We start from the raw sequence: 11,677 nt of genomic DNA on the forward strand, positions 1-11,677 counted from the left end.
AAAGTTGATTGCTTGTATAAAAAAATTTAAAAAATAAAAAAGGCACATTCCTATAATCAGGTTACTTTTCAATCCGAAACTTCTATTTGCTATTTGTTCTGCGTGCACCTGTGCCACTTTCACTCCACCTTTAATCCCTTTATAAAATTCCTTTATGGATGTGACGTAATAATACTGCTTAAACGACTACATGCTCTGGCGTTTGCTTTGTTACTGCTCGTAATAGGTTTTCAGCTGCAAGATCAGCCATTTTTAATCTTGTTTGAATACTGGCACTCCCAATGTGAGGAAGCGTAACGACATTAGGCAAGGCTAGAAGGGGATGATCTAAAGGTACTGGCTCCTGCTTAAACACATCCAGCCCTGCTGCCCAGATTTTCCTATTCTTAAGTGCATGATAAAGAGCCTCTTCGTCCACAATCCCTCCTCGTGCCGTATTAATAAGAACGGCCGTTTCCTTCATCAAGGATAACTCTCTTTCAGATATTAGATGATGCGTTTCTGGAGTATAAGGGGTCAGGACGCAGACAAAATCCGAATTACGTAAGAGCTCCTCCAGCTCTTCATAAACAACTCCCAGCTCTTCCTCTATATCATACTTTCGATTCCGATTGTGATATAAGATGTTCATATCAAACCCTTTTGCCCTTTTTATAACCGCTTCACCGATTCTTCCCATTCCGATTATCCCCAGTGTCGCCCCATGAATGTCTTGCCCTGTCAGTTGCATGGGAGACCATGTTTCCCATTTTCCATTTCTTAAATAGTCAGATGATTCTACAATTCTTCTTGCTGTTGCCATTAACAAGGTGAACGTCAAATCAGCAGTCGTTTCAGTCAGTACGCCAGGTGTGTTTGTTACCGTAATGCCTCTATTTTTCGCTGCTGTTATATCGATGTTGTTATACCCCACGGCCATATTACTGACAACTTTTAAGTTTCTCGCGCCTGAAAGCAGCTCCTCGTCGATTTTTTCTGTCAGCATACAAAGCAAGCCATCGACTTCTTGCACTTCTTTCAATAAATTTTCCCGAGGTACCTCCACATCTTCTTCTTCCCACATTTTCACCTCACAAATTTCTTCTATCTTTTTCACTACGCGGCCATTCAATTTCCTGGTAATATACACCTTTGGTTTCACTGACTTACCTCCGATTCTTATATTATATATTTTTTATTCATTGGAAAGGTCTGCATGCTGGTTCCCTCCACAAGATTCTCGAATGATGAGGCGGGGATCTAGTGTAGTTACATCGCTTTGTGTACTGTCTGGATTCTTGGTCAATTGGATCACTTTGCTGGCAGCAATCTCACCCATCTGGTAAGCAGGCTGATAAATGGTTGTGAGGGGTGGATCAAGATGCGGCGACCACAAAGTTTCATCATATCCAATTAAGGAAATATCATCTGGAACATCGAGGTTTGAAGTTTTTATGGCTTGAAGAATTTCTAAGGTCATTAAATTATTAGTCGAAAGGATAGCATCCGGACACTGAGGAGCTGATAATAGCTGGCATGCCTGCTTGAATGCTTCGCCTTGCTTCTCCTCTACTACCTGGATCAGGTTGGAATCGACATTTATCCTATTCTTCAAATGCCCTTGTTTATAACCAGTAATTCTTTCTAAACGCGGGCTAATTTGTGATGGGGAGTAAACGAACATGGCAATTTTTTGCTTACGTTGTTTAACAAAATGATCAATGGCCAGTTTAGTCCCTCTCACATTATTCATGACAATGTTTGGGATCGGGAGACCTGGCAGGCTGCGATTAATCGTAATAAGCGGCATTTTGGAATTCACTAACTTTTCATACAAGGGGAAGTTTTTCACTGTGGGGTTAATAATCATGCCATCCACTTGCTTCAGCTGAAAAGAACGGATATGTTTTTCTTCCAAATCAGCATCTTCATTTGAATTACATATCATTAAATTGAATCCATGCAATCTGGCAGCATCCTCAATCCCTTCCAAAACATCCACCCAGAAAGGGTTTTTCAAATTAGAAAGTAACACCCCTAAGACGTTTGTTTTTCTGGATTTTAGGCTTTTAGCAAGTTCATTCGGCTGATAATTCAAATCTTGAATCACCTTTAGAACTCGTTCAATGGTGTCTTTTTTGTTGTGATTATAATTGCCATTAATAATGCGGGAAACGGTTGCTTTAGAAACGCCAGCTTGTTTAGCTACGTCCCCAATGGTCACTTTCATAGGGAATCATCCACCTCAATTCATGGATTAAGTAAAAGGGAGAAGCTTGGAAAACGATTTAGGAAAACGGTTTCTAAAAAAATCATAGCAGTTAGATTGGTTAATTGCAAGATTTTTCTGACTTTTAATGCGATATATATGAAGATTAAACAAAAAAGCAAAAAGGAAGCTGAATAAATTCCAGCTTCCTTTTTTTGTGACCATGAAGGACTAGATCGTTATTTGTTCTGCGGCTATCTGCTCAACCAATTTATACACCTTATTAAAAGGAACTTGATGCTTGATGGAAATGTCTTTAATATCCTCATATTCTGGAGTGATTTTATAAATGTCTCCGTGTTTATATCCGATTTTCACACTTATTATCCCATAAGGAGTATCCACCTCTTGAAAACTCCGTTCAAGTATGTTCCTCTCCCATTTTGACTTACGTACTCCAAAGGTGCTGGTTTCACTCAATAATAAATCCTCAAAAATTAAAGCGTCATCCGGTTTGCTTAACAAGGTGATCAATATACCAGGCCGGCTTTTTTTCATGGTTATCGGTGTATAATATAAATCCAATGCTCCCTTAGCCAGCGCTTTTTCCATTAAATAGCCCATTGCCTCTCCTGCCATATCATCTATGTGACATTCAATCACTGTAATTGACTCCACGTTAGCATGACCTTCTGCTTCAAAAAGTACCGCTCTTAATACATTGGGATGGTTAAAATCCTTCTTCCCTGCTCCGTATCCGATATTTTCTATACGCATGGCAGGCAGGGGACCAAATTCCCCAACTAAAGCTTTTATAAAACCGGCCCCGGTAGGAGTCGTCAGTTCACCTTCCACCTGGAAGTCAGCTAAAGGCACCCCTTTAAGTATTTCTGCCGTAGCAGGAGCAGGAATTGGATATAGCCCATGTGCCATCATTTGTTTTCCATAACCTGTCGGAACAGGTGAAGCGATTATTTTATCGACTTGTAAACTCTCTAAGGCGAGACTTACACCGATGACATCGATAATGGAGTCCATGGCTCCTACTTCATGGAAATGCACTTCAGAAGGATCCATTCCATGTATTTTCCCTTCTGCCCTGGCAATCACTTCAAAGACAGAAAGGCTTCTTTGTTTCACTCGCTCAGGCAAGTCACTTTCTTCAATCATCCGGAAGATCGTTGAAGCATGGCGGTGTGGATGATCATGATGATGGGTCGATTGATGATCATGAGAATGGGTATGAACAGAAGACGCTTCTGTATGAACATACTCATGAGCAACTTCATCAAATTGAAGTACTAACTGTTTAGAAGAAATCCCCTGTTTATCTGCCTGTTTTATGTCCATGGTAAATGGATCAATGGACAGCTTTTTTAACTGAGATGTAATATACTCTATATCAGCGCCTAAATCGATTAGCGCAGCCAAGGTCATATCTCCAGAAATACCAGACTGACAATCAAGATAAAGGTTTTTCATGTTCGACCCCCTCTGAGGCAAGCTGTAAAATTAACACAGCCTGATACGCAGCTCCAAAGCCGTTATCAATATTTACAACACTCATTCCAGAAGCACAGGATGTAAGCATCGAAAGAAGCGGAGTCAACCCTTCCATATGCGCTCCATAACCTACGGAAGTCGGGACAGCAATTACAGGTCTTTTGACCATCCCGCCTACAACACTTGGCAGAGCCCCCTCCATACCAGCGACTACGATAAGCACACTTGCCTGGGTGATTTCTTCCCGATGAGCAAGTAAACGATCAATCCCGGCGACCCCGACATCATAAACCCTCTTCACTTTACAACCCATCCATTCGGCTGTAAGCGCAGCTTCTTCTGCAACAAATAAATCGGAAGTACCCGCACACAACACTAATATTTCTCCCGGATACCTTTGGGTCGGTTCGCCATATAATAAAATTCGTGAAGTTTCATCATATTTCGCTTGAGGAAACGATTCTTGCAATGACAACGCTTTCTCTTTGGATAAACGGGTGACCATCACTTTTTCATGGTGGTCGATCAACCGGCTCATTATTTGAGAAATATGGTCTGCTGACTTTCCTTCTCCATAAATCACTTCAGGGTAGCCTGTCCGCTGTTCGCGATCAGTGTCTACTTTACAAAAACCTAAATCTTCGAATTTCTTCATTTGGTTCACCTTCTGTCTTTTTACTTATGTAAATAATCCATCTATGAAACCCACCATATAGATATAATAGAGTCCATAACCAATACTTAAAACAGCAGTCGCTTTTGTAAGAAAAAAGCTGATCCGGTCCTTATTTACAGCGAATAGAAACGGAATACTAAGGGCTAATGTAAATAAGAGCATTCCTAATATCGTTCCAGTTCCGAACGTGCCGATATAAAGAAGCGCATCCTGGAGTGAATCAACCATGGAAACAACCAGGAGAGTCATCGCCGCACTCCCTGCAAGTCCATGGACCTGGCCAATAAACATAGATTTGAGAAACAAATTGCCTGATGTTTTTCCACCTACCTTTGGAGGATGATTTTTTGGTGGAAAAAACGTAGAAATCCCTAAATAAACCAGCATAATACCAACACCTAATTCAAACGTCTTTTCCCAGGTTCCTGAAATACTGGTTTGGGTGAAATGCAAAACTAAAAAGATGAACAGTAAAGTCAGCGTATGTCCAATCCCCCAAAACACACCTAAGAACCCTGAGCTCCATGGAGACTTATTTTTTCCAACGATTGTCGACACAGCTACAACATGGTCCGGCTCCAAAGCATGTTTGATACCAAGTAGAAAGCCGAACCCTAGAATCGCGAATAGACTTTCCATAGCTATTGCTTCACTGCTCGTTGTATGGTTTTGTTCATGCTGCCGCTTTTATAGCCGGATAAATCCATCGTAACGTACGTATAGCCGAATTCTTGCAATTTAGCGGTAATCTCACTATGGTGCTGAAGTAAAACAGGCATATCCTGTGGTTCAACTTCGATTCTGGCGATTTCTCCATGAGTACGAACGCGAACCTGACGAATCCCTGTAGACCTGACTACTTGTTCGGATTTATCTATTCTCCTCAGTTTTTCGATTGTTATCTCTTCTCCGTATGTAATCCGGGAAGAGAGACAGGCAAAGGAAGGCTTATCCCAAGTTCGTAAACCCATCTGCTGAGATAATTCCCGAATCTCATTTTTATATAGATCGGCTTCCTGTAAAGGCCCCCGGACATTGTATTCCCTGGCTGCTTTAGTGCCAGGCCTATGCTCTCCAAGATCATCTGCAATCAACCCAAAAGCAATGTTTTTATAATTTTGTGCTTTCATAATCGGGATAAGATGTTCAAACAGGCTTTTCTTGCAGAAGTAGCAACGGTTGGCCGTATTCTCTGAATAACCGGGTATATTCAGTTCGGAAGTTTCAATTACTTCATGCCTGGCGTCAAGCTGTGCTGCCAGTTGATTTGCTTCCTGAAGTTCTTCAAGTGGATAGGTTTCACTATCCGCTGTCACTGCGAGTACATTTTCTCTTCCGAGTGTATCCAGAGCTACTTTCAACAAAAATGTACTATCCACTCCACCAGAAAATGCAATCACAACCGTTTGCATTTCATTAAGAATTTCTTCCAACTTTTCTAACTTATGATTTAGCAATTAAACCCTCCTCCTCTATTTCTTTTTTAAAAACTAATTATTATTTACTCTATATTAACACTATTCCGACAATTTCTGCCATCGTTTTTCCATTATTCATCAACAAAAGGAATAGTTAAAGGTCCTAATGGCAAAACGGCAACACTCATATTTTCACCATAAGTATTTTTTAAGTCTTTTAATGTATGAGTAATATCCCTGGTCGGTTTCAGCATTGCCTGTTTCACCTGTTCATCTGGAAGCTTCGAGTAAACATATACATCAGCCCATACTTGTGTTACTGCCTGCTTTTGCACCTGCCACTGGTCAAACATTTTAAAATCGGGATTATTTATCATGTCCAGTAATGCCTGAGGAGTTTTTGCCATTTCAAAAATTTTCGAGTAGTTTCCATGGTCAGGAAGTCCATCCGCACATTCGGCAGCTATGATGATGGCTCCTCCATTTTTTACGATCTTTTGAGCGGCACTCATCCCTTTGACAGCCTGATAAAGGTTTTGATCAAGAGGGTAACCGGAGTTTGAAGCAATGACCACATCAAAACGTTGTTCGCACTGAACCATAGCATGTTCTTTAGCAAACCTGCAGCCTCTATCATGTGCTTCATAGAGCTCGCCAGCAAATACAGCCGAAATTTCTTTTTCCCTGTTTAGTGTCACGTTCAGCATAAAGTGTGGTTTACACATTCGGTTGATTTCTCGAGTCATTTCCTGCACAGGGTTATCATCCATATTCCCCCATGTCGAACGTGGGTCCCCTATCATTCTGGCATTATGAAAAGTCATGATCGTTTCTATGCCGGCAATACCAGGCATGACCCCCTTTGGGCCACCAGAGAATCCGGCAAAAAAATGAGGTTCAATAAAGCCAGTTACAATTCGAAAATCCGCTTCCACATAATCTTTATTTAAATATACATCGCATCCGAATTTACTTCTCCCAAGGTTGACGAGACTATCTTTATCATGACAATGATTATTTACGATACGAATATTCTCAACTACCCACTCGCCAAGCATTTGGACAAATTCTTCTCTTGTTTGATCCCGGTGTGTTCCTGTCCCATTGATGATAACAAAATTCTCTAAGGGAACATGGTTCAGTTCTTCTATCAATCTCGGAACTAACAGGTGATTAGGGGTTGGCCTGGTGATATCACTGATGACAATCGCCACCGTATCACTGGATTTAACCATATTCTTTAAGGGTGGGGTAGCAATCGGATTAGCAAGAGCCTGGCGAATCGCTTTGTCTTCATCTTTAACTTTGGGCAGGTTTTTCGGTTCTACTAAAAACGATTGTTCTGGTAATTCCAGATGCAGTCCTTCTTTGCCATAAAGTAATCTTGTTTGCACCTAAAAACCTCCGTTATCTTTTTCTATCATTGTATACTGTTTACTACTCTTCGTCATGAAATAATTCCATATTCGAAGGTTAAAAATAAAGCAGCCTTATAACCAAAAAACGATAAGGCTGCGGGATTAAAACTTTTATTTTCTTTTCATTTTTTCTATCGCTTTTTGGTGGTCCTCATGAAACACACTGAGGGCCATCTGTGAGGAAACATAATCCAGGGATTGACGAAGGGACATACTCATCCCTTCTTTGACGACCCTTTTCATCATTTGGATGACTTCTTGAGGGCCATTAATCAGTTTTTCGACATAATCACTGGTAAAGGCTTCCAGTTCCTCATGCGGGACAACATGGGTCACCAGGTTCATCTCTTTGGCTTCCTTGGCAGTCTTTACCTCTCCACTCCATAACATTTCCAATGCTTTGTCCATCCCAATGGTTCTTGGGAGGTAATAACCGCCACCATCTCCAGGAACGATACCTGCATGGATATACGCTTCCCCAAGTTTTGCCTTTTCAGAACAGATCCTTATATCACACATAAGCGCCATATCCAATCCCGCTCCCATGGCGTGTCCGTTGATCATTGCAATCATAGGCTTATCAATTTCATCCATTAATAGTGGAATTCGCTGGATGTTCTTCCAAAGGCTGTTTTTTACATGAAGCGGGGTGCTAATAAAATCATCGTACTCATCATTCGTTTTTCCGATAAAACCTTCTCCGGCTATCATAGACTTTACATCGCCGCCTGCGCAGAAAGCACGTCCTGCCCCTGTCAGCACACCAACTCGGATATCAGGGTCATCTTTAATCTCTGTCAATGCCGCAATCCATAAATCGATCATTTCTTTACTGAAAGCATTTAATTTATCAGGACGATTCAGAATAATATAGGCTATTGATCCTCTTTTATCCAGTAACAGTTCGCTCATAAGAAGTAACCACTCCATTTTCTACTAATTTATCAATTTCGTTATTGCTGTAACCAAGTTCCTCTAAAATTTCCCGTGTATGTTCACCTAATAGATTGGAAGAAGATTGTACTTTAACTTCTGATCTCGAGAAATGGATAGGTGTCTTAATGACTGGTACATCTCCGAGCTTCGTATGTTTGCTATTGGCGATCACTTCATGCCCCTTAATCAAATCACTGTTCAGCAGTTCATCGATTCCCCACACCGGCCCGTGGAGAACATTCCTTTCTTCAAATATTTCACACCATTCTTCAGTTGTTTTCTGTTTGAACACTTCGTCTAAAATAGCTGCTAACTCAGAACGATGGTTGACGCGTTTGTGATTGGTATCATATTCTTCAATCAGTAAGTCTTCTCTCTCAATCGCCCGGCAAAAAGGTTCCCATGCATGGTCCGCTTGTGCCCCGGCCATTATCCAGCCATTTTTTGTAGGGAAAGCCTGGTAAGGGACTACCTGAGAATGCTGATTTCCCATCGGTTGTGGGTTTTCGCCTGTGGCAATATACTGGCCAAATCGGGTTGATAAGTTTAAAACCATCATATCAATCAAATTAATATTTATTTTCTGTCCCCTATTACTTTTTTCCCGCTCGTATAAAGCTGCAGAAATAGCTCCAAATCCAATAAAGGCGGTTGTGTTGTCTGCAATCGGCACACCAGGAAGGATAGGAGGAGACTTTTCATCCTCTGCCGTCATACTCATCACTGCCCCCATCCCTTGAATGATAGGGTCCATGCCAGGTCGCTTGGCATATTTAGGATCATACCCAAACGCCGAAATACTGAGGTAGATCAGTCTTGGATTAATCGCTTTTACTTTCTCATATCCCAATCCCAGCTTATCCATAGTACCTGGACGGAAATTTTCTATAATGACATCTGCCTCTTTGACCAGTTTTAAAATGGCTTCATAACCATCCTCTTCCTTCAAATTGACAGAAAGGCCTTTTTTCCCATGATTATACGCTACGTAAAGAAAGCTCTCACCGTCTTTGAAATAAGAGCCGGACTTCCTTACTTGATCTCCAGCCGGAGATTCTACTTTAATTATTTCTGCCCCAAGGTCTGATAAGATGTTTCCACAATATGGGGCTGATAACCAGTGTGTAAACTCCAGCACTTTGACCCCTTTAAATACCCCTTCATTCAACATTTATTTCCTCCTTACTTAATAACCGATTGGAAAATTTCATACTAAACAAAAACCCAGACAGGATTGTCCAGGTATTTGTCAGATCTTAATATCCTAATAAATCACTTAAATCTTTTACCGAGCTTTCGTCTTCCTTAAGCATGCTCTCATATTCTTCCGGTCCCAAATGCTTAACTTGTAAACCCTGGGCCTCCATTTCCTCTACCTGCTGCTGCTTTTTGATAGCTTTTTCAAAGGCATTATTCAGTACTTCCAGCTTCTCTTCAGATAATCCTGTTGGTGCTGCAATCCCTCTCGCTGAACGGGAAGTGACTTCTGGATAACCAGACTCTTCCATGGTAGGTACTTCTTCAAGGAAAGGCGACCTTTCTTCAGTCATAACTGCTACAGCTTTCAACTCTCCATTGTTATGAAGATTAGCAGCTTCTCCTACTTTAGCTACAAAAACATCCACATGATCCCCCAAGACTTGGGCTGACCCCTCGGCCGCCCCTTTGGTATGAACAGGGGTTATATTGGTATCGTAAAATTTATTCAACTTCAAGATTGCCATATGATCGTTACTACCCACTCCGGACGTAGTAGCGGTTATCTTATTATCTTGGGCATATTCCACCAATTCTTCTATAGTGCTGAAACGCTCATCATTAGGTTTGATTGCTATTACACCTGGATCCAATACATGGTTAGCTATCGGTTGAAAACTATCCAGGCTTTGACTGCGGTTGAACTTTGGATCCAGGTAGCCGGTAATGATGTTTGGTGAATTGATATAACCTATCGTATAACCATCCGGATCAGCTTTTGCCAAGTCAGCCCAGCCAACCCAGCCAGCACCGCCTGGTTTATTAATGATATTTACGGACACACCCAATTCCTCTTCCAAATAGGGTTGTAAAATTCTTGCCCCAGTATCTGTTCCTCCACCAGCTGCATAAGAGACAATCAATTCGATTGGTTTATTCGGATAGTTGTCCTCTTCTTGTGCAGTAGTATTACTGCAGGCTGCTAATAACAAAATCACACCTATCGTCAAAAAGTAAAAATGTTTCTTGAACATTAAATCCCCCCTGATTTTTTGTTAAGGTTGATTTTATTATAGGGGAAAATAATTTTAAAAAATGTAAAATATTTTATATTTTCTGAAATTAACTTTCGTTAATCTCCTCTTTCAATTCATTCATGCGAATAATAAAGTTTCTTCCCTTCGTTTCAACCAATTGTTTTTCTCGTAGTGTCTTTATGTGGTTGGCAATTGTCACTCTTGTTGTACCTATTAATTCAGCTAAATCATTATGTGTAACTTTAAAATTCACAAAAGTAGTATCATCTTTTGCTTGTTTGCCATATTTAACACCAAGTTCCAACAAAGCTTTGCACAGTCTTATGTACGAGTGTTTAAAGGATAAATCCAAGGATTGCCCGGTTAAGCTTCTAATTCTGATACTCATAATGTGGAAGACCTGCATCATTAAATCGGGGTTGGACATTACTTGATCAATGAATTCCTGCCTCTCATATTTGATAAGAGTCGAATTAGTTACAGCGGCCGCACTTAAAATATATTTCTTTGTCTCTTCGAATAAGGAGGAGGTGCCAAGTATGCTATTTTCACCTACATAACCAACAATCTTTTCACTTCCATCGGGTCCCGTTAAGAAAAGTTTAGCTTTCCCTTCCTTTACCAGGTAAATGGTATCCATCTCTGTACCTTCGAGAAATATGATTTGGTTCTTTTTATATTCATAGGAAGGGGCGTCCTTTAATTCTCCCCAATAATAGGGTGGGTTCTTTATCCAGAAATTAGGTAATACGATATCTTCCACTTTCCTCATCTCCTCTAAGGTAGTTAATTTTCTGCCGCAGATTACATTGTTAATCATCATTTTAGCATTCTTTTACAATTTTTTTATATTCAAACAAAGTCTATATTAAAAAGGTTGGCGCCTTTTCTTGCAATAAAACTCTCATTAAAAGAAATAGAACAGTTTCAATTAAGATAGCCAACATTCAAAAAGAGACCCTGGCGATTCCAGGATCTCGAAAAAATAAAACAGTAATAAACTTAGAAGGTGTAGCACTACCTGCAGTTATTGGTTAGCCCCAGCTAATGTAGTTTGAGCAGCTTATCGAATAAAAGTTCTTGATTTGTTTCACCATTTCCTATGCCATTGCTATAGCATTTACTTTCTTGAAAAACTATACTAAATCTTCAACATATTAATGCACTAGAGGACAGGCCCACTGGCCTTGCACGACTGTTAAATTATGTATGATTTAGGAGCTTTCTCCAGAGGCTCCTATTTTTCTTTACGAAAAACAAAAAAAGCCCTAATGTAGAAGTAACAGACCTAAGCTGTTCCCTAA

The 11,677-nt window shown here is 40.5% G+C and carries 11 protein-coding genes; all 11 read right to left on the reverse strand.

The genetic code is table 11. From position 1 onward, the window contains the following. Nucleotides 1-178: 178 nt before the first annotated feature. The 11 genes from ACGTNI_RS12440 to ACGTNI_RS12490 all read right to left on the reverse strand — a co-directional run bounded on the left by ACGTNI_RS12440 (nucleotide 179) and on the right by ACGTNI_RS12490 (nucleotide 11,136). Nucleotides 179-1,141 (reverse strand): 2-hydroxyacid dehydrogenase, encoded by a 963-nt coding sequence (locus tag ACGTNI_RS12440; protein ID WP_394462843.1) that lies wholly within the window; start codon nucleotides 1,139-1,141, stop codon nucleotides 179-181. Between the two features lie 33 nt (nucleotides 1,142-1,174). Continuing rightward, complete coding sequence (locus tag ACGTNI_RS12445) at nucleotides 1,175-2,209, reverse strand: LacI family DNA-binding transcriptional regulator (RefSeq protein ID WP_394462845.1); 1,035 nt, start codon at nucleotides 2,207-2,209, stop codon at nucleotides 1,175-1,177. 210 nt (nucleotides 2,210-2,419) lie between these two features. After that, entirely contained in the window at nucleotides 2,420-3,670 is a 1,251-nt protein-coding gene (larC, locus tag ACGTNI_RS12450; protein ID WP_394462847.1) for a nickel pincer cofactor biosynthesis protein LarC, read from the reverse strand. Next, nucleotides 3,651-4,346, reverse strand: a complete 696-nt coding sequence (gene larB / locus ACGTNI_RS12455; RefSeq protein WP_394462849.1) for a nickel pincer cofactor biosynthesis protein LarB — start codon at nucleotides 4,344-4,346, stop codon at nucleotides 3,651-3,653. Before larB ends, larC begins: the two co-directional genes overlap by 20 nt. Before the next feature lie 24 nt (nucleotides 4,347-4,370). After that, nucleotides 4,371-5,006 (reverse strand): urease accessory protein UreH, encoded by a 636-nt coding sequence (locus tag ACGTNI_RS12460; protein ID WP_394462851.1) that lies wholly within the window; start codon nucleotides 5,004-5,006, stop codon nucleotides 4,371-4,373. Between the two features lie 2 nt (nucleotides 5,007-5,008). Continuing rightward, nucleotides 5,009-5,824 carry an ATP-dependent sacrificial sulfur transferase LarE gene (gene larE / locus ACGTNI_RS12465; protein ID WP_394462853.1) on the reverse strand — a complete coding sequence of 272 codons (816 nt, stop codon included), beginning with the start codon at nucleotides 5,822-5,824 and terminating at the stop codon, nucleotides 5,009-5,011. Nucleotides 5,825-5,916: 92 nt separating this feature from the next. Continuing rightward, the gene (larA, locus tag ACGTNI_RS12470; protein WP_394462855.1) at nucleotides 5,917-7,179 is read right to left on the reverse strand and encodes a nickel-dependent lactate racemase; all 1,263 of its coding nucleotides are present in this window, start codon (nucleotides 7,177-7,179) and stop codon (nucleotides 5,917-5,919) included. Nucleotides 7,180-7,314: 135 nt separating this feature from the next. Beyond that, complete coding sequence (locus tag ACGTNI_RS12475) at nucleotides 7,315-8,115, reverse strand: enoyl-CoA hydratase/isomerase family protein (protein ID WP_394462857.1); 801 nt, start codon at nucleotides 8,113-8,115, stop codon at nucleotides 7,315-7,317. Next, nucleotides 8,093-9,310: a CaiB/BaiF CoA transferase family protein gene (locus ACGTNI_RS12480; protein WP_394462859.1), complete on the reverse strand. Its 1,218-nt coding sequence runs from the start codon at nucleotides 9,308-9,310 to the stop codon at nucleotides 8,093-8,095. The genes ACGTNI_RS12475 and ACGTNI_RS12480 overlap by 23 nt, the downstream gene beginning before the upstream one ends. A gap of 85 nt (nucleotides 9,311-9,395) precedes the next feature. Continuing rightward, nucleotides 9,396-10,370 (reverse strand): Bug family tripartite tricarboxylate transporter substrate binding protein, encoded by a 975-nt coding sequence (locus tag ACGTNI_RS12485; RefSeq protein ID WP_394462861.1) that lies wholly within the window; start codon nucleotides 10,368-10,370, stop codon nucleotides 9,396-9,398. An 88-nt stretch (nucleotides 10,371-10,458) separates the two neighbouring features. Then, nucleotides 10,459-11,136: a Crp/Fnr family transcriptional regulator gene (locus ACGTNI_RS12490; protein WP_394462862.1), complete on the reverse strand. Its 678-nt coding sequence runs from the start codon at nucleotides 11,134-11,136 to the stop codon at nucleotides 10,459-10,461. Between the last annotated feature and the right edge of the window lie 541 nt (nucleotides 11,137-11,677).

Source organism: Thalassobacillus sp. B23F22_16, from assembly GCF_043496955.1.
GTDB lineage: Bacteria > Bacillota > Bacilli > Bacillales > Halobacillaceae > Thalassobacillus > Thalassobacillus devorans_A.

Bases quoted from the DNA above. Each gene is read 5' to 3' on its own strand.
- ACGTNI_RS12445 (WP_394462845.1), bottom strand. From the start codon at position 2,209: ATGAAAGTGACCATTGGGGACGTAGCTAAACAAGCTGGCGTTTCTAAA.
- larC (WP_394462847.1), bottom strand. From the start codon at position 3,670: ATGAAAAACCTTTATCTTGATTGTCAGTCTGGTATTTCTGGAGATATG.
- larB (WP_394462849.1), bottom strand. From the start codon at position 4,346: ATGAAGAAATTCGAAGATTTAGGTTTTTGTAAAGTAGACACTGATCGC.
- ACGTNI_RS12460 (WP_394462851.1), bottom strand. From the start codon at position 5,006: ATGGAAAGTCTATTCGCGATTCTAGGGTTCGGCTTTCTACTTGGTATC.
- ACGTNI_RS12475 (WP_394462857.1), bottom strand. From the start codon at position 8,115: ATGAGCGAACTGTTACTGGATAAAAGAGGATCAATAGCCTATATTATT.
- ACGTNI_RS12480 (WP_394462859.1), bottom strand. From the start codon at position 9,310: ATGTTGAATGAAGGGGTATTTAAAGGGGTCAAAGTGCTGGAGTTTACA.
- ACGTNI_RS12485 (WP_394462861.1), bottom strand. From the start codon at position 10,370: ATGTTCAAGAAACATTTTTACTTTTTGACGATAGGTGTGATTTTGTTA.